Below are 22,179 nucleotides of genomic sequence, written 5' to 3' on the forward strand. Positions count from 1 at the left end.
CGTGAAAACTTTCGCTGCCTCCCGTGAAGCCGTTCAAACGACCGTGTGATATATCTCCAGGGTCATCCGGAGGTGGCGAATACGCAGGGCGCAACTTCAAATTCCCCTTCGGTGCTGCCGCTGACGGTGGGCACGGTGCCGAGCGACGACCAGCTGGCGCCGTTGTCGGTGCTCTGGAACATCGTGCCATTCGTGCTCGCGATGAGCCGCCCATAGGTGTTGACCGGGCCATGGATCAAGCGCACCACGCGTGGATAAAGCGTACTTCCCTGCAACAGGGTTCCGGTTGCTGCCTGCGCGACGGTGGCAGCCGCGCAGGCAACGAAACCAAGCAAAAACAACAGGGCGAACCGACGACAAGAGCCCAAGCACCTCATGCAATCCTCGCTTGCCGCACAGGCGGCTATCGTGTGGATGGGTATTGCGGGAATGCGGCCGGTTGCGCCCGCGCTATTGGCCGATATCGCGCAGCCGCTTGCCGCTGAGCAGGTTGCGTTCGATCTGCTCGAGCGTCACACCCTTGGTCTCCGGCACCAGCCAGAACGTGAGTGCGATGAAGGCGAGATTGAGTGCGCCATAGAGCCAGAAGGTGGAGGCGTTGCCGATGCCGTTGAGAAGGCTCAGGAACGTCGCGCCGACGATCATGTTGCCGATCCAGTTGACGAAGGTGGAGCAGCCGATGCCGAAGTCGCGACCCTTCAGTGGCTGGATCTCCGAGCACAGCGTCCACACCAGCGGGCCGGCCGACATGGCGAAGCCGACAATGAACACCAGCAGCATGCCCACGGTGAAGATCTGCGCGGCATGGCTCTGGATGCCCATGTTCATCATGCTGCCGACCACGCCTAGACCTACGGCCATCACGCTGAAACCGGTGTAGAGAATGGGCTTGCGGCCCCAGCGATCGATCAGCGCAATGGCGATGAAGGTCGCCAGCACGTTGGTCAGGCCTACCAGTGCGGTAAACCACATCTGTGCATCGGTGGCATAGCCCATGGCCTGGAAGATGCGCGGCGCGTAGTACATCACCACGTTCATGCCGGTGAATTGCTGCATGAGCTGCAACAGCACGCCCAGGCCCACCGAGCGGCGGAAGTTCCGGTTCTCAAGGAACAGGTGCCAGCCTCGCTGCGGGGTCTTGAGCTGTTCTTCGATTTCCGCGGCCTCCCTGGCGACGACTTGCGCGTCTCCGCGCAGGCGATGGAGTACGTCCACGGCCTCGGCGCGACGGCCGCGCATCATCAACCAGCGGGGACTGTCTGGCAGCAGCGTCACGCCAAACAGGAACAGCACGCCGGGTATCGCGATGACACCGAGCATCCAGCGCCAGGAGCCGTGGTAGCTCAGCGCCGTATCGGACAGGAAGGCCACCAGGATGCCGATGGTGATCATCAACTGATAGGTGGAAATCATCGCGCCACGGATGTGCTCGGGGGCGACTTCCGCCAGATAGAGCGGTGCGGTAAACGTGGCGACACCAATCGCGAGGCCGAGCACGACTCGGGCGGCGATCAGCGTCTCGGGCGACCAGGCGAAGCCGGACAGCAGCGAGCCGAGTACGAACAGCACGCCGCCGAGGATGAGCGAACGCTTGCGTCCCAGTGTCGCGGAAAGCCAGCCGGCGCCCACCGCGCCCACTGCCGCGCCGAACATCATGGCGCTGACGATCCACTCGATCATGTGGTCGGTGATCTTGAATTCCGCCTGGATGAATTGCGTCGCGCCGGAAATGACGCCGATGTCCAGGCCGAACATGAGGCCCGCCAGGGCGGCGAGTACACAGGTGAAGATGACGGTCGCCCTGGGCTGCGCCGTGGACGACGCAATGGCATTGGTATTCATTGGATAACTCCCCCGCTTCCGATGATTAGGTTGCCGCTTTGGTTCATAGGTATGGATGGCAGCGCCCGGCCTAAATCAGGCTGACGCGATGATGTGCGGCGGTGGCCCCGGAAAACGCGGTTCGCGTAGGCCGGTGTAATGGGCTGGCGCCTGAAACAGCGCGCCGGCCATGGGTTGCGTGGCGAGCGCTTCGGCGTCCAGTCCGTCGCGCGCGCTGGTGATGTAGAGCGTGGACAGGTCGGCACCGCCAAAGGCGACGCGTGTCGGTTGCGACACCGGCACCTCGATGCATTGGTCGATCTGGCCGTCCGGCGTGTAGCGCACGACGCGGCCAAGGCCCCATTGAGCGTTCCACAGGCCGCCGTCACGATCCACGGCGGAACCGTCGGGGTCGCCACGATCGTCATCGAGCTGCACAAACGGATGCGCCGGGCCGCAGATGTCGCCGTAGTCGCAACGTTGAATGAGCCTGCTGGGCGAATCGCAGAAATAGAGCGTGCCACCGTCAGGGCTGAAGGCAATGCTGTTGCTGATCGCCACGTTGGGCAAGGGCAGTCGCTCAAGCGACAAGTCGGCGTTCAACCGATAGAAGCCACCGAGGGTTTGTTTGTCCGTGCCAGGTGCCTGTTCGTGCAGGGTGCCGAAGACGAAACGGCCTTGCCTGTCGCAGGCGCCATCATTGAGTCGTGTCGGTAGCCCCGCCTCCACCTCGGTGATGGCTGCCCACGTCGCCGTGGCCAGATGGAAGAACGCCAGCCGCGTAGCGAGTCCAAGCAGCAGCCAGCCATCCGCCTCGCACAGCGCAAGGCAGGCGAGTCGTTCGGGCATGTCCCACTGATGCAGGGCACCGTCGTGGGGACGGTAGCGCCACAGCACGGCGCCATGGATGTCGGTCCAGTACAGCACTTGCATGCGATCGCACCAGACGATGCCTTCGCCAAGCGTGTTGCCGACGTCGATGACGATCTCGGCGGACTGCTTCATACCCAGCCGCCATCCACGATGAAATCCTGCCCGGTACACATGCGGCTATCGTCGGCAGCGAGGAACAGCGCAGCGCGTGCGAGATCGTCCGCCATCAGGTAGCCGGGCAGGCACTGCACGCGGGCGATTTCGGCTTCACCTTCCGCGTCGAGCCATAGTTGTCGCTGCTTGTCGGTGATAACCCAGCCCGGCACGAGTGCATTGATACGGATGCGGTCCCGGCCCAGTTCGCGGGCAAGACCATTCACCAGGCCATGCACGGCCGCCTTGGCCATCGCGTACATGGGATAGCCGCTGTTCTTTTTCATCCAGCCGGTGGAACCGAGGCAGATGACCGAGCCGCCGCCGAGTTCGCGCATGTCGTGGCGCACGGCCTGCGTGGCGAAGTACTGGTGGCGAAGGTTGATCGCGACGTTGTGGTCAAACTCCGCCGCCGTGGTGCTGCCGAAGGCGTGGCGCACGTCGTTGGCGGCGTTGTTCACCAACACGGAGATCGGCCCATGCGCGGTACGCCCCTGGACGATCGCGGCGTCGAGCGCGTCGAGATCGGTCACGTCGCAAGGCAGGAACAGCGGCCGGTGGCGGGCGTCGGCGAGACGTTCGACCAATGCGCGGCCGTGCGTCTCGTCGATGTCGATAAAGGCGACCTTGCTGCCCTGACGTGCGAAATGCTCGACGAAGGCCGCGCCGATACCGCTGGCGCCACCGCTAATGAAGACGCTGCGGTCGGCCAGGCTTGGATAGTGGGCGAAAGCAGTCATGGGCTTACCACTCCGCCACGCTGCCATCGTCGTGACGCCAGACCGGGTTGCGCCAGCGATGGCCGACCTTGGCGCGTTCGATCACATAGTCCTCGTTGACGGTGATGCCCAGGCCCGGGCCACCCGGTATGGCGACGAAGCCGTCCTCATAGGCGAACACACTGCGGTCAGTCACGTAGTCGAGCAGATCGTTGTCGGCGTTGTAGTGAATGCCCAGGCTCTGCTCCTGGATGAAAGCGTTGTGGCAGATCGCATCGAGCTGCAGGTTTGCTGCCAGCGCGATCGGTCCCAGTGGACAATGCAAGGCGATGGCCACGTCATAGGCTTCGGCCATCGCGGCGATCTTGCGCGTTTCGGTGATGCCGCCGGAGTGCGAAGGGTCGGGCTGGAGAATGTCGACGCCGCCGATCTCCAGCACGCGCTTGAAGTCGTAGCGGGAATACAGCCGCTCACCCAGCGCAATCGGCGCGGGCGACAGCGATGCCAGCTCGGGCAGGGCCTCGAGGTGCTCGGAGAGCACCGGCTCCTCGATGAACATCAGCTTGAACGGCGCGAGTTCGCGCATCAGCACCTTGGCCATCGGCTTGTGCACGCGGCCATGGAAATCCAGGCCCAGGCCGATATGCGGGCCGACCGCATCGCGCACCGCCTGCACGTTGGCCAGCACCTGTTCGACCTTGGCGTGGGTGTCGACGTACTGGAGTTCTTCGGTTGCGTTCATCTTGACTGCGGTGAAGCCGCGCGCCACGGCTTCCTTGGCGGCGCGTGCGGTGTCGGCGGGACGATCGCCGCCGATCCACGAATAGACCCGGATGCGCTCGCGCACCGGACCACCGAGCAGCATGTGGGCCGGCTGTCCCAGGTCCTTGCCCTTGATGTCCCACAGCGCCTGGTCGATGCCGGCAATGGCGCTCATCAGCACGGGGCCGCCGCGATAAAAGCCAGAGCGGTACATCACGCTCCACAGGTCTTCGATATGCCGGGGATCCTTGCCGATCAGGTAATCGGACAACTCCTCGACCGCGGCGGCCACGGTGTGGGCACGTCCCTCGACGATCGGCTCACCCCAGCCGCTGATACCAGCATCGGTATCGATGCGCAGAAACAGCCAGCGCGGCGGTACGAGGAAGGTGGTGAGACGCGTAATTTTCATGCATGCGGTCCTTGGGAAGCGTGTTGGCCATGCCAGGCATCAACGAAGGCTTGCGCACGCGCAGCCACGTCCTGGGCCTGGCGGCCCGGTGCGTAAAGTGATGAGCCGATGCCGAAGCCGGTGGCGCCGGCGGCAAGCCAGGGAGTCATCGTGTGAGGTGCGATGCCGCCAACCGGCAGCACGGCGACATCCGCAGGAATGACCGCGCGCCAGGCCTTGAGTGCCGCGGGCGAGGACTGCTCGGCAGGGAACAACTTCAGGGCGTCGGCACCGGCCGCCAGCGCAGCGAACGCTTCGGTGGGCGTGGCCACGCCGGGTACGCAATAGAGCCCGGCCTGTTTGGCGGCCCTGATGATCGTCACGTCGGCATGCGGCATGACGATCAGGCGCCCACCGGCATCGGCCACTTGCTGCACCATGTCCACGCTCATCACGGTGCCGGCGCCGATCAGGCAGCGCGTACCCAGGGCGTCAGCCAGTCGCCGGATGCTGTGGAACGGCCTGGGCGAATTGAGCGGCACTTCCAGGACGCGAAAGCCCGCGTCGGCGATGGCGGTGCCGATCTCGACCGATTCGTCTGGATGCAGGCCACGAAGAATGGCCACGAGGGGGAGCGGGTGGAGCCAGGGCATCATGACGGCTTACCTATTCAGGTGACGAAGCGACCAGGCCAGCGGTGGCCGCGATATGCCAAAGACCTAGCGACGTCGTGGAATCGGGGGTGGTGATGGCTTGGAACCCAAACAGCCGGGCTGCCTTCAGATAACGGGCGCAAAGCACGACATCGCCGACGATCTGGACGGGCGTGGCCGCATCGATCCAGTCATTGGCTGCGGCCATGCGCAGTTCGTCGCCAATCAGCAGGCCGGAGAGATAGTCGGGTACCGACGCGGGTGCCAGGACGCCGTCGAGCATGCGCACGCGTGCCGAAAACAGCTGCGCGAGTCCGCCGGCAGGTCCGCTGTCGCGCGCTGCGAGCACGCCTTGGGCAAACGCCGCCGCATCCTGTTCGTGCCCAGCAGGAGGTTGCGCACAGAGGCTGGAATAGGTGGTCAGCAGGCCGTAGAGCTCACCCGTCATCATGGTGGCGAAGCCGCTGACCATGCCGTCGCTAATGGTTGCCCACTTGCTATGCGTGCCGGGTAGCAACAACGTGCCGTGCCACCGTGGCTCTTGGTGCTGTGCCAGTACGCCGGCAATCTGAGTCTCTTCGCCGCGCATGACATCGGGTCGCTGGGGATCGCGCAGCCCGGGCACCAGGTGCAAGCGGCGTCCATCGGGCGTGGTCATGACGGACAGGGCGTGGGCGAGATCCGCCGCGTTCGCTGGCGTCGCCAGATACGGCACTTCCAGCCAGCCGTTACGGCTACCCACCATGCCGCAGCTGATGACGGGGACGTCGGGCCACGCATGCACGGCGAGTGCGAAGGCTTCAGCGAAGCCGCCAACGGGAAGCTTGCGCACGCCGTGGGGAAGCGCGCGCGACTCCAGCACTTCGCCGTGCGTACCGTAGCGATACGCACGCAGATGCGTGCTGCCCCAGTCGATCCCGATCAGCGACGTGGTCACGCGCTGGCCTTTTTGCGGGACCGCTTGCGGCTGCGCTGCAGGTTGGCCTGCGAGTCGGCAATCATCGCCAGCATGGCCTTGCGTGCCACTTCGGGCTGTTTGCGACGCACGGCCTCAAGCACTTTCTGGTGATGCGGCAACGAATACTTGAAGTTGCTGGAGTTGCGCGCGGACAGCGTAAAGAAGGTGCCGAGCGCGGTCTCCACGACCGAAAACAAAGACTGCAGCAGCTCATTGCAAGTGGCATGCAGCACGGCGTCGTGGAAGCGCAGGTCTGCCTCGGTCCATTCGTCGAGGGTCTGCGCTGCCTCCATGCTCTTGTAGGCATTATCAATGGCGGCGAGCTGAGCTGACGTGCGTCGACGTGCGGCGGCAGCGGCTGCTGCCGGCTCGATGACCTCGCGCATTTCCACCAGCTTGTCGACAAAGTCGTCGGTAGGCATCGATGCGCAGCGCCACCCGAGCACGTCGGCATCGAGCTGGTTCCAGTAGCGCTCTTCCAGCACACGCGCGCCAACGCCAGTGCGCGATTCGATGAGGCCTTTGGCCGAGAGCACCTTAAGTGCCTCGCGCAGTGCAGTGCGGCTGACTTGCAGGCTCTCCGCCAGCGTCTCCTCGCGGGGTAGCACGTCACCCGGCTTTACCTTGCCGCTGACGATGCGTAGCCCAAGCTCGTGCATGACGTGTCCGTACAGACTACGAACTGCGCTCGACTTTCTCATGACGTCCCCTGGGCCCCCGTGCTACCGATGATCAACGTGTGCATCTGAGCCTCCTATGCCCACGATCCATTTGTCATACAAACTGACTATAAGCACTTTGGCTAGGTTCTGCCAAGCTGCTCGTTGAAGTTTTTCTCATAACGCTCGCATGTCATCCACGATAGCGAAGATCGGCTTTGCGGCAACGCAAAATCTCTTATCTCGTTTGGCATCGTTCCGCACACGGTGAGATCCCCGATCCACCCCAAGAAAACGCTATCTTTCTGATCGCATCGTCCAGGCGGGCTGCGGTTGACGCGTCGCACAATGAAAGTTTTTTTAATCAATCAGCGCTTGCATGATTATCATACAATGTGGTTGCATGCGGTCCATCCCGTGATACGGCGAAGGGGACGACAGATCATGCAGCGCGCAGGATGGATGGGTTCGATGCTTTGTCTGGCAGCGCTATCGGTAACGGCTCACGCCGCGTCCGATGCCAGGCGCGAGACGTTTGGAGCGCTGCCTGACGGCACGCACGTGGATGCTGTCGTGCTCAGCAATGCGCATGGGGCCAGCGCCCGCGTGATCGCTCTCGGTGCCAGTCTGCAGTCGCTTTCGGTGCCCGATCGCGACGGCAAAGCTGCCAATATCGTGTTGGGTTATGCCTCGCTGGATGGCTATCTGCAGAAGCCACAGTACTTCGGCGCTACCGTGGGTCGCTATGCCAATCGCATTGCCAAGGGGCATTTCGTCCTGGATGGCCATCCGTACGACGTGCCGGCGAATGATGGGCCGAACTCGCTGCACGGAGGTACACGCGGTTTCGATAAAGTGTTGTGGACGATAGGCGCCGTCAAGCACGACGCCGACTCCGCCAGCGTGAGCCTGACCTATGTGAGCCCCGACGGCGACATGGGTTATCCGGGCAAGCTGACCGTGACGGCCACGTACACGCTCGACGACAGCAATCGCCTGTCGATCGACTACCGCGCCAGCACCGACCGGACCACCATCGTCAACCTGAGCAATCACGCGTACTGGAATCTTTCCGGTGAAGGCTCGGGCAGCGTGATGGAGCAGCGCTTGACCATTCCGGCGGATGCCTACCTGCCGGTCGACGCTACATCGATTCCCACGGGCGAGTTCGGCAAGGTGGAAGGCACCGTATTCGACTTCCGTCAGGCCAAACCGATCGGCCGCGATATCCGCGACGGTCACGAGGTGCAATTGCTCAACGGGCGCGGCTACGACCACAACTGGATCATCAGCCGCAGCGCGGCGGCGGCACCACGCATGGTGGCGCGCGTGGAGGACCCAGCGTCCGGTCGCGTGCTGACACTCAAATCTGCCCAACCCGGGCTGCAGTTCTATTCGGGCAATTTCCTCGATGGCACGACGGTTGGCACGGGTGGCCACGTTTATCGCCAGGGTGATGCCTTCGTGTTGGAGCCCCAGCTCTATCCGGATACGCCCAACCAGCCCGCGTTCGGTTCCGCGCGCCTGGAGCCGGGGCATGAATACCGCAACCTGATCATTTACGAGTTCAGCACCGAACCGGCGCACGCCGCACGTTGATCACGCATGGACTGACACGGGGCGCCCGTCTAGCCGCCCTTGGGGGAGCGTTTTGCCCGAAGTCGGGCGGGACGGCTTCACCATTACCGAGGGGATACACCATGAAGTTCGCACTACTGGCTACGGCATTGGGTTTGGCGGCAGCTTTAGCCGCGACGCCGACCCTGGCCAAGGACGCCACCACGCGTTGGTCGCCTACCGAAGCCAAGACCTGGTATGGGCAACAGCGCTGGCCGCTCGGTAGCAACTACGTGCCTGCCGACGCGATCAACCAGCTGGAAATGTGGCAGGCCGATTCGTTCGACCCAGCGGCGATCGATCGCGAACTCGGTTGGGCGCAGCAGCTTGGCATGAGTACGATGCGAGTGTTCCTGCACGATCAGTTGTGGCAACAGGACGCCGCAGGGTTCAGGCAGCGCATTGATCGCTTCCTGGATATCGCCAGCAAGCATGGCATCAAGCCCATTTTCGTGCTGTTCGATTCGTGCTGGGATCCTGAGCCGCACCTGGGTCCGCAACACCCGCCGATCCCGGGCGTGCACAACTCCGGCTGGGTGCAAAGCCCTGGCGTCGCCATGAGCGATCCAAGCCAGTACCCGCGGCTCGAGCAGTATGTGAAAGGCGTGGTGGGCGCGTTCGCCAACGACAAGCGCGTGCTTGCGTGGGACGTGTGGAACGAGCCGGACAATCCCGGTGGTGGCAACTACGACGCCAAGGAGCCCAAGGACAAGTTCCAGCGCGTGGCGCAGTTGCTTCCGCAGGTATTCGCCTGGGCGCGCAGCGCGTCACCGACGCAGCCACTCACCAGCGGTCTGTGGCATGACGACGATTGGTCGAACACGGCACATCTCAACGCGGTGGAGCGCACCCAGGTCGAACAGTCGGATGTGATCAGTTTTCACAACTATGGCTGGCCGGAAGAGTTCGCCGGACGCGTACGACAGCTGATCGGCTATGGCCGTCCGCTGATCTGCACCGAGTACATGGCGCGAGGTGCGGGCTCGACCATCGATGGCGTGCTGCCGCTGGCCAAGCAGCTCGATGTAGGCATGGTCAATTGGGGCTTCGTTGACGGCCGCACGCAAACCAGGATGCCGTGGGATTCCTGGCAGCGTCCCTACACGCTGCAAGAGCCAACGTTGTGGTTCCACGATCTGCTTCATCAGGACGGCACGCCGTACCGGCAACGGGAGGCGGACATTCTCCGCTCGTTGTCACGCGCTCCGCGCGGCGTCGCTCCCGCCGATGCACTGAGTTATCCGAGCCAGGGGCCGCTGCCAGCGCACTGAGCGGCAGTCCGATTCGTTCTCGCGCTTTTTTCCGCCGCGGCGTCGCCGCAGGCTTTTCGCACAAAAACACTGTTGGCCACGGCTGACGGGCTTAAACCTCTGAGGGGAGGCTTATCCATGAATCGCGCATATATCCGGAAGACTTTGCTCGCGGCAATGATCGCCACCGCGTTTAGTGCCGCACACGCCGCCGATGTACCCGCCGCGCAGACTCCGGCGGGCGATCAGGCGCAGGCGGCCCAGCCGCCAACCACCGGTTCACCGGCAACCGCGCCAGCCGCTGCGCCTAAGAAAGCCGCGACGGCCAATGAGGCCGCTCCGCAAGGTGCCGTGAACTTGTCTGGCGTGGTGGTGACGCCGTTGCGCAACAGCTTGCAGAGCGCGCAGTCGATCAAGCAGGACTCGCGCATGATCGTCGATTCGATCGTGGCCGAGGACATCGGCAAGTTGCCGGACAATAGCGTGGCGGACGCGCTTCAGCGTATCACCGGCGTGCAGGTGGCCCAGGGCTTCCAGGGCGAGACGGATTCGGTGGTCATTCGTGGCCTGCCCAATGTCATCACCACGCTTAATGGACGCGAGATCTTCAGTGGCGTCGGCCGTGCTTTCGCCTTCCAGAATCTTCCGTCCACCGCGGTGAAGACGGTGCAGGTCTACAAGACTAGCGAGGCCAGCCTGCCGACGGGCGGCATCGCCGGTGTGGTCGACATGCAGACCTTTCGACCGTTTGACTTCGCGGGCAGCAAAGTCGCAGCCACCGCGACCGGTACGCACAGCAAGTACGGCGACCATACCGATCCCAGCGGCAGCGTGCTATTGAGCAATCGCTGGAATACGGACATCGGCGAAGTCGGTGCGCTGGTCAATGCGGGCTACAGTCGGCAGCACTATGACTACAACGCCGTTTGGGGCGACTTCCCGAAAGTGCTCACGGGCGCTTCCGGCAATCCCATTCGTACCTCGGGCGGCGACCTAATTGCGGCGCCCAACGGTTTCGGTGCCGATTACAACATCGGCGATCGCAAGCGCGAAGAATTCAATTACGCGTTGCAGTGGAAGCCCAATGACAGTACGGAGGTTTACGTTGAGGGCTTGTATGACTGGGAGCACGACAACTACAACCAGCCGTTCTTCTTCAGCTTCCCGGTGGGTGTAGTCAACCCGAGCAGCTTGAGCGTCAGCAACCATTGCTATGCGAATCAGCTCACGGGCTCGCCGTACTACGGCCAGCGGATTTGCGATGCATCCAGCGGTACCTGGAGCGGCGACACCTACGCGGCGACCAGTACGCAGGCGCATCAAGAACGTGGCCAGGATAGGCAGAACTCGATCGGCGCCAAATGGCACGGCGATCGTCTGAGCCTGTCCACGGATCTGTCGTTCAATTCAAGCTCGTTCAACGAACAGACCTTTATTGTCGATACCTTCCTCAAGGGCCCGATCACCACCGTCTGGAGCGGCATCAACGGCGGCCAGCAGAACTGGCAGCTCGGAGGCAACCCGGAACTGAATCCGGCCAACTACTATCTCAACGGACTGTTCCAGACCTGGAATAACCAGCGCGGCAAGCAGACCGCCTGGCGTGGCGATGGCAATTACGACCTTAACGGTGACTTCTTCCAGTACATCGACTTCGGTTTGCGCTATTCGGACCATTCAGCGGAATACGACGGCAGCGTCGAGATATCCACGCCACCGCCGGGCGGCACGGGTGCGATTTCGCTCAATCCGAATCCCGCCAACCAGGTTGTCGCGCGTTTCCCCAGCGGCTATTTCTGCAGCCAGCCGACGACCTCGGCGATCCCGGTGCCGTGGCTGAGCGGCTGCTACAACTTCCTGGTCAACAATGCCGGCGCGATCCGCCAACTGTATGGTCTGCCGACGGGTCTGGCACCGGATAACCCCGGCCGCTTCTACCATATCGATGAAAAGTCCTACTCCGGCTATACGCAGGTGGGTTATGGCAACGAGATGTTCGGACTGCCGTTCGATGGCTTGATGGGCCTGCGGGTGGAGCGAGTGAAGCGCAACCTCGACGCCTTCTCCTTTGATACGTCGACCAGCATCTATACGCCCCTGTCCGCCTCTACCAGCTCGCCGGTCTATCTGCCAAACCTGAGTTTCAATCTGCACTTCCGCGATGATTTGCAGTTGCGCCTGATTGCCGCCAAGACGCTTACTTACCCGGATTTCGGTCAGCTGAATCCGTCGCTTTCGCTCAACCCGCCCACCATCAACCGGGCGGGTGCCGCGAGTAGCGGTAATCCGGACCTCAGGCCGATTCGCTCGAACAACTATGACGCGTCACTCGAGTGGTATTTCGGTCCAGCGAGCTATCTCAGCGGTGGCGTGTTCTATCGCGACATCAACGGCTACATTCAGAACTACGTTACCAACGTGGTTATTGCCGGTCTGCCCTACCAGCTTTCATCGCCGCAGAGTGCGGGCTCGGGCCACTTGAGCGGTACCGAGGTTGCCTACCAGCAGTTCTTCGATTTCCTGCCTGAACCGCTGAGTGGCCTGGGTGTACAGCTCAACTACACCTATATCGAAGGCTCGACCCGCTCACCGCAGTACATCGGTGGCCCGGTGGTGACCTCGCCGTTGCAGAACGTCTCCAAGAACAATGGCAATGCTGTACTGATGTATGAAAAGTACGGGTGGTCTGCGCGCCTCGCTTACAACTATCGCAGCCGCTTCATCGACGGCTTCAACCAGCCGACGGTGGCCGGTGTCAACGATGAGATCAAGCCGGCCAACCAGGTGGATTTCTCGCTGGGCTACGACGTAAACCGCTACTTCACCGTGGTGCTCAATGCGACCAATATTTTTGGCGCGAATCTTCACCAGTACTGGGGCGATGGCGACACCCGCCCGCGCGATATCCGCTATCAGGACCGTACTTTGGGTCTCGGCGTGCGCTTCAAGATGTGACTTCCCCACGTTGGCGGCCGGTGGCAGTGACAAGCCACCGGTCCGCCGATTTTTTATTGCATGATTCGCGCGGCTGATGAGCGCGTGCTGGAATCCGCATGAAAAGCCTACGTTCCGCTCTTTTCCTGGTTGGCGCGAGCCTCGTCGCCGTGGCGGCACCGGTCCTCGCCGAGGAGCAGGATCCCGTGGCGGGCACGCATCTGGCCGATGGTGCCGGTTACGTGTCGATCACGCGTATTGAGCATGGCGCCAGCCAGGACAACGGTCGCTTGCTCATGGCCTTCGAACAGGACGGCATGGCCGGCATTCCGCTGTGGGAGAGCCGTGACGGCGGCGACCATTGGCACTCGCTGATGAACGTTACCGACCAGAGCCACGCCGGTGATCCACGCTGGCAATTGCGCTGGCAACCTCACATCACCGAATTGGCCCGCGCCGCCGGCGATCTGCCCGTCGGCACCTTGCTGCTATCGGCAAATGCCACGGGCGACGATGCGAAGGGACGACTCATCAACGAAGACTTGCAGCTATACGCTTCGACCGACGGCGGCAAGACGTGGCGCTATCGCAGCTCGATCATCAAGGGCGGCGGCAACCCCAGCGACAAGGACAACAGGGGCGTGTGGGAATCCAATGTCCATGTGCTCGATGATGGCCGGCTGGTGGCCTACTACTCCAGCGAGCAGCACAAGGCCGAAGGCTACAACCAGGTGCTGGCGCACAAGGTTTCCGCCGACGGCGGCCGGCACTGGGGCAGCGAGACGCTGGACGTGGCCATACCGGGCGGCGTACAGCGGCCAGGCATGGCCATCGTCGAACGGCTTCCCGATCATCGCTATGCGATGACCTACGAGAACATCGACGGTCCACGCAACGGCCAGGCCTTCATCAAGTTCAGTCGCGACGGCCTGGACTGGGGTGATCCACAACGTCATGGCGAACCGGTGATGACCCAATCCGGCGCTTGGCCGGCAGCCTGTCCAGTCGTGCGCTGGTTCCCGCTGGGCGGGCCAGAAGGTGTCATCGTGGTATCAGCCGAACGCGGAGGCGGTGGTGGCGATGAAGGCGGGCGCGCGTTGTACTGGAACAATGCCTCGGGCCGTGGCCCCTGGTGGGAGGTGCGAGCGCCCGTGCAGAAGCGCACCGGCAATATCCATGCGGGTTGGACCCAGGCCCTGCTGCTTCGTGATGACGGTCGCCTGTTGCATGTGACGACTTCGTCCTCGCCCGATGCGCCGCAAAGCGTGGCCCGCAACGAAATCCTCTTCAATTCGGCGGTGCTGCATTTCAATCGCTATGAGGCAGAAGACGCCCAACTCACCAACGCCGTGACCATTCCCGACCCCAGCGCCTCCAACCGCCGCAAGGCGCGACTGGCGGCTGGCCCCGAGGGACGCCTTCGCTTCCTGATCAACGTTGCGAACGCCGGCACGCACGTCGTGCGCGTGCGTTACGCCGACGTTGGCTTGCCCGCGACGCCATCCATCGTCGTCAACGGAGCCACGCAGGCAGTAACTGCCGGCAAGGAGAAACAGCAGGGCTGGCAGGTCCTCACGGTTTCTGTGCCAATGATGGCGGGCTTTAACACGGTGGACGTGGATGGCGGCGAACACGTGCTCGACATTGACGACCTGCAGCTGGATGGCGATGCCGATGCGGTGGGCGGATAAGTTGCCTTCGCATGCGCGGCCGATCGCCGCTAGCTCGATCGCGAAAAGGAAAGATCGATGACCTCTCGTTGGCTCGCCACGGCGCACGCTGCATGTCTGTTTATGCTGCTGGCGGTCACCGCTCACGCCGCGGCTGATTTCCATGCCGGCTCGCCGTTGTTGCCCTCGGGTCCCGATCCGTGGGTCACCCAGCGCGACGGCTTCTATTACTACACCCATACGCTTGGCGACCGGATCGCCCTGTGGAAGACGCGGGATATGACCCGGCTGGGCGAGGCTGTGCCCGTCGTGGTTTGGCGCCCGCCCGCTGCGGGTGCCAACTCGGCGTCGATCTGGGCGCCGGAGCTGCATTTCCTGGACGGCAAGTGGTACCTGTACTACACCGCCGCCGACAAGGCGCATAACGATGATGCCCATCGGCATGTGTTCGTACTCGAGAACGCCTCGGCCGACCCGACCACGGGTCAATGGATCGACAAGGGCATGTTGCGGACGCACTACACCGGTATCGATGGCACCGTGTTCGATCATGCTGGCCAACGGTATTTTGTGTACTCGGCTTACGTTGACGATCACAGCGACCTGGTCATCGCGGCGATGCGCAACCCGTGGACGCTGTCCGAGCGTCAGGTCGATATTGCCGCCCCGACCTTTGCCTGGGAAATGCAGGGTGGCCGCAAGATCCTCGAAGCGCCGGAGTTTCTAGAGGGGCCTGATGGCAGGGTCTTCCTCACATACTCCGCCAGCGCCTGCTGGTCCGATAGTTATGCGTTAGGACTACTCAGTGCCGACGCCAAGGCCGATCTCGCCGAGCCCTCTTCCTGGTCGAAATCGTCCACGCCCGTGTTCGCCACCTCGACACGCAACGGCGTCTATGCACCGGGCCACAACGGTTTCTTCAAGTCCCCGGATGGCAAGCAGGACTGGATTATTTATCACGCCAATGGCGGCCCTAACTGGAAATGCACGGCCCGTCGCGCACCGCGGATTCAGCCGTTCCATTGGCGGTCGGATGGCACGCCGGACTTTGGCGAGCCCGGCAGCTGAAGTCTTGACGTCATCCAGCTCGACGGGTGCTGTTTTCACCACCAAGCTATCCCGCTTCAAGCCTCCGCTGCTAGGTTCTTCACATCGAGTGCGCATCTATAGCTGACCTTCAACCCGCGCCGCGCGATGGCGCAGCACGATGATGATCCCGTCGCACGCCGACTCCCTGGCGCTCACTCTTGGTTGTCATGCGCGGACATTGCAATGCCTGGATGAAAGCGGTCATGGCATCGTCGCCGATGCAAGCCTCTGGTCCACTGGTCGCCGTGCGGGCGAGCATCGCGTGCGCGTCGAGGCAACACAGCACTTGCAAGCCTTGCGGCACGGGGCTACCCTGCGCCTCCCGTTAACCCATCAAGAGGAGGTCATGACCATGATTGTTGTAGCAGCTGCCTCCGCCGGGTCGACGCGCGTCTGATCGTTTTGCCAGCCTTTGTGCTGGCTCGTTTCACCTTCCCGCGTTGCTCCCTGGCGATTCGTTCGGCTCCCTGTCGGGACGTCGTCGTTTTCCTTGTATCCAGGGTTCCCCCATGTCCATGCAAACGCTTTCCCAGCTCGGCTGGCGGCCTAGTTACGCCCAGCACTTGACGCTGGCTGATTTCGAAGCGGGTTATCCGGCGCGCGTGACCGCCGTGCATCGCAGTGGCCTGTCCGTACTGTCCTCGCGCGGGGCCGGTTCGGTCGTGTTGCCGCATCATCTTGTCGACGCGCCATCGACGGTCGCCGTTGGCGACTGGGTGCTGATCGAGCACGAGGCTGACCGCGTGATTCGATTGCTGGAACGTCAATCGTTGATCGAGCGTGTGGCTGCGGGTGGCGAACGCCGGCGCCAGTCCATCGCCGCCAATATCGACACGCTTTTCATCGTTACCTCCTGCAACGATGACTTCAATCTTTCGCGGCTGGAACGGTATCTTGCGCTGGCCTGCGCGGCCGGCGTCGAGCCCGTAGTCGTGTTCACCAAGGCCGATCTGAGCAACCAGGCCAGCAACTATGTAACCGAGGCTGTAGGCACGTTGGGGGAGGTGACCGTGCTGGCGCTGAATGCGACGGACGCAACAGCCGTTGCAGAACTGGCGCCGTGGCTCGAAGCAGGGCGCACGGTAGCCTTCGTCGGCTCTTCCGGCGTGGGCAAGTCGACGCTGACCAACGGCTTGCTCGGCGACACATCACGACAGACGCAGGCCATTCGCGAAGACGATGTTAGGGGGCGGCATACGACGACGGCGCGGGAAATGTTCCCGACGGCCTCCGGTGCCTGGGTCATCGACACGCTTGGCATGCGCGAACTGCGCATCGGCGCGGTCGAGTCGGGTCTCGGTACCGTCTTCGACGATATCGAAGCCCTGGCTGCGCAATGCCGATTCCGCGATTGTCACCACGAAGGCGACGCCGATTGCGCCGTGCAGCGTGCGCTTGCCGATGGCGCGCTCGATCACCGGCGGCTGGCCAACTATCGAAAACTCCAGCGCGAGGCCGCCGAGGCACAACGCACGCTGCGGGAGTAGCGCGAACGGAGCCGCCAGTTCGCTACCATGGTGAAAGACGTGATGCGGGCAAAGCGTGACCGACTGGGGCGCTAGGGAAAGCAGCGCGGGGGCGCCATTTTTCCGCAGGCGGCGCTGCCGGTGCTTGGGTTTAGGCTGAGTCTGGGTGGCTAGCTAAATTGAAAACCATCGTCATTCCAGCTTGACCAGCCCTTCGGCTGTTGAGAGCCGCTGGAATGACGGGTAGGGGACTGGAATGACGACCTTAATTCTTCAGGATAGTGGGTAAAAGACGCACTGCCTTTTGTGGGACGATTCAAAACACGGGATGACCTGCGAGCACACCTTGCCATGACCCAGCGCGTCGCTACCTGCAGTTGTCGGCAACTCATGCTTCGTACGACGGAGGAGCCGCTGCGCATCTCCATCTGTCACTGCCACGCCTGCCAGCGGCGCACTGGCAGTGTGTTCGGGGTGCAGGCGCGCTTTCGCATGGCGAGCGTGGTGATTCGCGGCCAGGCGACGACATACGTGCGTGCCGGCGATTCTGGCGGGACCGGTACGTTTTACTTTTGTCCGGTGTGCGGCGCGACGGTCTACTACCAGCTGGAAGGGTTGGAGGACCTCGTAGGTGTTCCCATTGGTGCATTCGCCAACCCCGACTTTCCGGCGCCGCAGGTTTCGGTCTATGAAGAATGCATGCACCCCTGGGTGACGCTGCCTGACGGCATGGAGCACCTGTCGTAGGAAGACGCCCAAGTCGTAGCGAGACGCTGACGCGTCGTCTGCGCGCTGATCAGACCGTTTTCTGGGTCCACCAGGCGTCATTGACGGTAAGGCGTGCCTTCATGCGTCGGTCAACGCGTTGATCGAACCTGCGCAATGCGACATGCGCCACCAGCCCTAATACGGTTATCAGCAGGCAGCAGCCCGGTGCCCACCAGACGCTAAACCATCGCAGCAGCAAAAGACTCAACAGCGGCGCGGCAGCCAGGGCGAACAGCGCTATTTGCCAGGTGCGTCGAAAGCCGGGCAGCCCGAAGATGCCCAGCGGCAGCGCGATCAGCAGCGAGCCAAGCAGTAATTGGGCGGGGAGATCCCAGCGCGGCGACGAGTGCCTCCGTGCGATCGCCAGACAACTTCAGGGCATGGTCCGCCGCGAAGGGGATCTGGTCGGCCGTTATGGTGGCGAGGAATTCATGGCCCTGCTTCCGGGCTCCGATATTTCCAGCGCGCATGGCGTGGCCAAGAACATGCTGCAAGCCATAAAACGGCTTGATATCAAGCATCCGGCGAGCCCGTACGGTTGCGTCACGCTGAGCATCGGCGTGGCGAGCATGGATACTTTATCCATGCACATGCAGGGTCGTGTCGACGAGCTGCTCGGCTATGCCGATCGCGCGCTTTATTCGGCAAAGGCGGCGGGCCGCAACGCGGTATGCACTTACCCATCGATTCTGCAGGCCTCTGGCGTGGAGTCAGAGTGATGATTTTTAAATCATGGCGCCAGGTCCGGGAACCAATGGCGAAGACGGCGCTTGAGCGATAGCGCAGGTGCTTCTGCAGCGTGCCAGGAGCACCAGCCAAGCAGCGCGGTAACGATCGTTGCGACAACCGTCGTCGTAACGTAAGAGTGGGTTGCCGGCCAATAACGGACGGACAACTGCTGTACGAAAAAGGCGTACAGATAAATACCGTAGGACAGATCGCCGAAGCGTGCGGCGGCTCGGAGTCCTGGCGTGCTACGTAATCCTAGCCATAGCGTGAGTGGCGCAATGACCACCCATGCCGCAAGCTGGATATGCTCAATGAGCGCGGCGGTCAAAAGGCATGCGACGCCGACGCCGACCAAGCGGAGCCAATGGCGCCGGATCTCTGCATCAAACTGGCGCGCACACACACCGGTGAGAAAGAAGGCGCTGTAGTAGTAGCAAAGGTTATCGAACGCGTTACCCAAAGAGTGGCCCGGTAGCGTCTTGAAGTACATCAACGCGACAACAGCCAGGGCGAGCAGTGACAGCAGTCTTTGTCTGAGGCCAATGGCGCCAAGGATGGCGACGTACGCATAGCACCTTGCTTCAACGGGAATCGTCCACCAGCTTCCATTGACGGCGGACAGGCTCGTATTGACGGGTGTCGTTTCGAACACGCCCGGTAGGCTGTAGACCGGGCGTAACTGCGCATTGAACATGACAAACCGGCGCATTCCGCGGCCGAAATACTCGCCAATGGGTATCGATGTAATCACCGCGCCAGCGATGGCAATCACCACGGCGGCAACCATCAAGGCTGGCCAGATGCGGAGAAAACGACGCATGGCGAAACGCATGATATGCGGATCGTTGTACCAACTTTCGGTTACCAGGTAGCCGCTCATAACGAAGAACATCGCAACCGCGATATTGCCAAGCGTCATCGGAAGGCCAAGGATGCTTTCATGCATGCCGAGCAGTACGAACTGATGGGAGAACAGCACCATCAGCGAGGCGGCTAGCCTTAGTCCGTCGAAATTATTGCCATGACTACGCGGCCGCGGTGGGCTGATGTCAGTCATGCGCGAGCGTCCATGCGATTCATTGGGCTGCAGTCATCCTTGATGATTGGTTTGCAGCAGTATTAAGTGCGACCGAACCTGGCCCGGTTGATCGCGTTACGGTGTGGGCATCATGCGCGCGACGCTAACAGAAGAAAATAGGGCCGGCATAGCCGGCCCTATCGTTAACGCTTCATCGAGTTGAAGAACTCGTCGTTGGACTTGGTGTTCTTCATCTTGTCGAGCATGAACTCCATCGCGGCCAGCTCGTCCATCGGATGCAGGAGCTTGCGCAGGATCCAGATCTTGGAGAGCAGGTCCGGCTCGATCAGCAGGTCTTCGCGGCGGGTGCCGGAACGGTTGATGTCGATGGCCGGGTACACGCGCTTCTCGGAGATGCGGCGGGACAGGTGCACTTCCATGTTGCCGGTGCCCTTGAACTCCTCGTAGATCACCTCGTCCATCTTGCTGCCGGTATCGGTCAGCGCGGTGGCGATGATGGTGAGGCTGCCGCCTTCCTCGACGTTACGCGCGGCGCCGAAGAAGCGCTTCGGACGCTGCAGCGCGTTGGCGTCGACACCACCGGTAAGCACCTTGCCGGAGCTCGGTACCACGGTGTTGTAGGCGCGGGCGAGACGGGTGATGGAGTCGAGCAGGATCACCACGTCACGCTTGTGCTCGACCAGGCGCTTGGCGCGCTCGATCACCATTTCGGCGACCTGCACGTGGCGCACGGCCGGCTCGTCGAAGGTGGAGGAGATCACTTCGGCACGCACGGTGCGGGCGATTTCCGTCACTTCTTCCGGACGCTCGTCGATCAACAACATGATCAGGTGCGCGTCGGGGTGGTTGTAGGTGATGGCCTGCGCGATGTTCTGCAGCATCATCGTCTTACCGGACTTCGGCTGCGAGACGATCAGGCCACGCTGGCCACGGCCGATAGGTGCGACCAGGTCCAGGATGCGGCCGGTGATGTCCTCACTGGAGCCGTTGCCACGCTCAAGCTTGAAAGCCTTGCGCGGGAACAGCGGGGTGAGGTTCTCGAACAGCATCTTGTTCTTCGACGCCTCCGGCGGATCGCCGTTGATGTCGTCGACCTTGAGCATGGCGAAGTAACGCTCGCCTTCCTTCGGGTGACGCACGCGTCCGGTGATGTAGTCGCCGGTGCGCAGGTTGAAGCGGCGGATCTGGCTGGGCGACACATAGATGTCGTCCGGACCGGCCAGGTAGGACTCGTCGGCCGAGCGCAGGAAGCCGAAGCCATCCTGCAGGATCTCCAGCACGCCCTCGGCCCAGATGCCACCGCCGGAGCGGGCATGCGCCTTGAGGATGTTGAAGACCACGTCCTGCTTGCGGGCACGCGCCACGCCTTCCTGTACGCCCAGCGATTCGGCGAATTCCAGTAACTGGATCGCGTTCTTGCGCTTGAGCTCGGTCAGGTTGATCAGGCGATCGTTGCTGCCAGCATCAGCGTACTCATCGTCCACCGGCAGGCCGTTGGGGTTGCGCGGATGACCGCCACCCTGCTGACCGCCCTGGGCACCGGGACCGCCAGGGCCGCCAGGGCCACGCGGCTGGTTGCGCTCATGGCGACGACGACGGCCGCGACCATCTCGGTCGTTGCGGTCGTTGCGATTGTTGAAGGCCGGGTTGCCGCCATTCGGCTGGCCACCTTCGCGGGCTTCCTGCGGCGGGCGTTGGGCGCCATCGCCTTGGGGAGCGGACTCGGAGGGGGCCGTATTCACCGGGGCTGGCGCCGGAGCCGGAGCCTCGGCAGCCGGCGCGGAGCGCTCGACCGGCGGGGGCGGCGGTATATCCAGCTGCGCCTGCTTCTCCGCTCTGGCGGCTTCGGCCGCTGCGGCAGACTTGCGTGGTGCTCGGGTGCGGGTCTCTGCCACAGGCTTCGACTCGGCGCCCTTGGCGTCGGTAGTTTCTTTGCTTTCGATATCAGACACGGGCAAACCTCATGCGGGGCGCCGTTGGTTACACAGGGAGGGTGACGGTGCGCGGACGGCGCGGGGGACAGGACTGTCCCGACGGACAGATGAAATCTAGCACCCGATCCGCGGCGACGTAAAGCGCCGTGATCGAGCTAATTCACAATTGGGACGGTTCATACGTCTTCCGGCGGCCCCCTGGGAACGGCGGGGAGGCCGTGGCAGAGCCATGCTCGCCATTCCAGCTTTTGCTGGAATGGCGACCTCACAAGGTTTTTAAACGGCCTTGTCCAGCTTCTGCTCGATGGCCTTGTCGATCAACTGGGTCAGCTGGCCCTTGCTGACCGCGCCGATCTGGGTGGCTTCGACCTTGCCGTCCTTGAACACCATCAAGGTCGGGATGCCGCGGACGCCGTAGTTGCGGGGCGTCTTCTGGTTGTGGTCGATGTTGATTTTGGCAATGCGCAGCTTGCCCTCGTACTGCTTGGCCAGCTCGTCCAGGACGGGGGCAATGGCCTTGCACGGGCCGCACCATTCCGCCCAGAAATCCAGCAACACCGGGGTGTCGGACTTGAGCACTTCCTGCTCAAAGGCATCATCGCTTACATGGGTAATCAGGTCGCTCACCGGGGTCTCCGAGGGTAGGCGGGAAGGGGTTTGACGACCTCGCGCCCAGCATCGGCTACACTGGGGC

Annotated in this window: 20 protein-coding genes; 9 read left to right on the forward strand and 11 right to left on the reverse strand. The window is 62.6% G+C overall.

The genetic code is table 11. The annotated features are described in order from the left end of the window. Positions 1 to 62: 62 nt before the first annotated feature. The 8 genes from ACT01B_RS02830 to ACT01B_RS02865 form a co-directional block, all read right to left on the reverse strand. Positions 63 to 368 carry a hypothetical protein gene (locus tag ACT01B_RS02830; RefSeq protein WP_445145883.1) on the reverse strand — a complete coding sequence of 102 codons (306 nt, stop codon included), beginning with the start codon at positions 366 to 368 and terminating at the stop codon, positions 63 to 65. 82 nt (positions 369 to 450) lie between these two features. Then, complete coding sequence (locus tag ACT01B_RS02835; RefSeq protein ID WP_445145884.1) at positions 451 to 1,842, reverse strand: sugar porter family MFS transporter; 1,392 nt, start codon at positions 1,840 to 1,842, stop codon at positions 451 to 453. A gap of 75 nt (positions 1,843 to 1,917) precedes the next feature. Beyond that, complete coding sequence (locus ACT01B_RS02840; protein ID WP_445145885.1) at positions 1,918 to 2,826, reverse strand: SMP-30/gluconolactonase/LRE family protein; 909 nt, start codon at positions 2,824 to 2,826, stop codon at positions 1,918 to 1,920. After that, positions 2,823 to 3,587, reverse strand: a complete 765-nt coding sequence (locus tag ACT01B_RS02845) for an SDR family NAD(P)-dependent oxidoreductase (RefSeq protein WP_445145886.1) — start codon at positions 3,585 to 3,587, stop codon at positions 2,823 to 2,825. Before ACT01B_RS02845 ends, ACT01B_RS02840 begins: the two co-directional genes overlap by 4 nt. A gap of 4 nt (positions 3,588 to 3,591) precedes the next feature. Continuing rightward, positions 3,592 to 4,740, reverse strand: a complete 1,149-nt coding sequence (gene dgoD, locus ACT01B_RS02850; RefSeq protein WP_445145887.1) for a galactonate dehydratase — start codon at positions 4,738 to 4,740, stop codon at positions 3,592 to 3,594. Continuing rightward, positions 4,737 to 5,375, reverse strand: a complete 639-nt coding sequence (locus ACT01B_RS02855; RefSeq protein ID WP_445145888.1) for a 2-dehydro-3-deoxy-6-phosphogalactonate aldolase — start codon at positions 5,373 to 5,375, stop codon at positions 4,737 to 4,739. The genes dgoD and ACT01B_RS02855 overlap by 4 nt, the downstream gene beginning before the upstream one ends. Positions 5,376 to 5,385: 10 nt before the next feature. Then, on the reverse strand, positions 5,386 to 6,309 hold the full coding sequence (locus ACT01B_RS02860) for a 2-dehydro-3-deoxygalactonokinase (RefSeq protein ID WP_445145889.1): 924 nt from the start codon (positions 6,307 to 6,309) through the stop codon (positions 5,386 to 5,388). After that, positions 6,306 to 7,031, reverse strand: a complete 726-nt coding sequence (locus ACT01B_RS02865) for a FadR/GntR family transcriptional regulator (RefSeq protein WP_445145890.1) — start codon at positions 7,029 to 7,031, stop codon at positions 6,306 to 6,308. The genes ACT01B_RS02860 and ACT01B_RS02865 overlap by 4 nt, the downstream gene beginning before the upstream one ends. 402 nt (positions 7,032 to 7,433) lie before the next feature. On the opposite strand from ACT01B_RS02865, the gene ACT01B_RS02870 reads away from it, so the two are divergent. From ACT01B_RS02870 to ACT01B_RS02910, 9 genes are all read left to right on the forward strand, one after another. Then, entirely contained in the window at positions 7,434 to 8,588 is a 1,155-nt protein-coding gene (locus ACT01B_RS02870; protein WP_445145891.1) for an aldose epimerase family protein, read from the forward strand. A gap of 101 nt (positions 8,589 to 8,689) precedes the next feature. After that, entirely contained in the window at positions 8,690 to 9,877 is a 1,188-nt protein-coding gene (locus ACT01B_RS02875) for a 1,4-beta-xylanase (protein ID WP_445145892.1), read from the forward strand. Positions 9,878 to 9,994: 117 nt separating this feature from the next. Beyond that, positions 9,995 to 12,811 carry a TonB-dependent receptor gene (locus ACT01B_RS02880; protein ID WP_445145893.1) on the forward strand — a complete coding sequence of 939 codons (2,817 nt, stop codon included), beginning with the start codon at positions 9,995 to 9,997 and terminating at the stop codon, positions 12,809 to 12,811. A gap of 98 nt (positions 12,812 to 12,909) precedes the next feature. After that, complete coding sequence (locus ACT01B_RS02885; RefSeq protein WP_445145894.1) at positions 12,910 to 14,481, forward strand: exo-alpha-sialidase; 1,572 nt, start codon at positions 12,910 to 12,912, stop codon at positions 14,479 to 14,481. A 57-nt stretch (positions 14,482 to 14,538) separates the two neighbouring features. Then, positions 14,539 to 15,528: a glycoside hydrolase family 43 protein gene (locus ACT01B_RS02890; protein ID WP_445145895.1), complete on the forward strand. Its 990-nt coding sequence runs from the start codon at positions 14,539 to 14,541 to the stop codon at positions 15,526 to 15,528. A gap of 139 nt (positions 15,529 to 15,667) precedes the next feature. Beyond that, on the forward strand, positions 15,668 to 15,946 hold the full coding sequence (locus tag ACT01B_RS02895; protein ID WP_445145896.1) for a hypothetical protein: 279 nt from the start codon (positions 15,668 to 15,670) through the stop codon (positions 15,944 to 15,946). Between the two features lie 112 nt (positions 15,947 to 16,058). Next, the gene (gene rsgA / locus ACT01B_RS02900; protein ID WP_445145897.1) at positions 16,059 to 17,036 is read left to right on the forward strand and encodes a ribosome small subunit-dependent GTPase A; all 978 of its coding nucleotides are present in this window, start codon (positions 16,059 to 16,061) and stop codon (positions 17,034 to 17,036) included. A 369-nt stretch (positions 17,037 to 17,405) separates the two neighbouring features. Then, the gene (locus tag ACT01B_RS02905; RefSeq protein ID WP_445145898.1) at positions 17,406 to 17,762 is read left to right on the forward strand and encodes a GFA family protein; all 357 of its coding nucleotides are present in this window, start codon (positions 17,406 to 17,408) and stop codon (positions 17,760 to 17,762) included. Positions 17,763 to 18,163: 401 nt separating this feature from the next. After that, a complete protein-coding gene (locus tag ACT01B_RS02910; protein WP_445145899.1) occupies positions 18,164 to 18,502 on the forward strand; it encodes a GGDEF domain-containing protein in 339 nt (112 codons plus the stop codon). An 11-nt stretch (positions 18,503 to 18,513) separates the two neighbouring features. Here ACT01B_RS02910 and ACT01B_RS02915 read toward each other — a convergent pair whose 3' ends face one another. The 3 genes from ACT01B_RS02915 to trxA all read right to left on the reverse strand — a co-directional run bounded on the left by ACT01B_RS02915 (position 18,514) and on the right by trxA (position 22,112). Next, positions 18,514 to 19,569, reverse strand: a complete 1,056-nt coding sequence (locus ACT01B_RS02915; RefSeq protein WP_445145900.1) for an acyltransferase family protein — start codon at positions 19,567 to 19,569, stop codon at positions 18,514 to 18,516. Positions 19,570 to 19,733: 164 nt separating this feature from the next. After that, positions 19,734 to 21,503 carry a transcription termination factor Rho gene (gene rho, locus ACT01B_RS02920; RefSeq protein ID WP_445145901.1) on the reverse strand — a complete coding sequence of 590 codons (1,770 nt, stop codon included), beginning with the start codon at positions 21,501 to 21,503 and terminating at the stop codon, positions 19,734 to 19,736. A 258-nt stretch (positions 21,504 to 21,761) separates the two neighbouring features. Then, positions 21,762 to 22,112, reverse strand: coding sequence for a thioredoxin TrxA (gene trxA, locus ACT01B_RS02925; protein WP_445145902.1), 351 nt, complete (start codon positions 22,110 to 22,112; stop codon positions 21,762 to 21,764). Between the last annotated feature and the right edge of the window lie 67 nt (positions 22,113 to 22,179).

It is taken from the genome of Dyella sp. Tek66A03 (assembly GCF_052567735.1).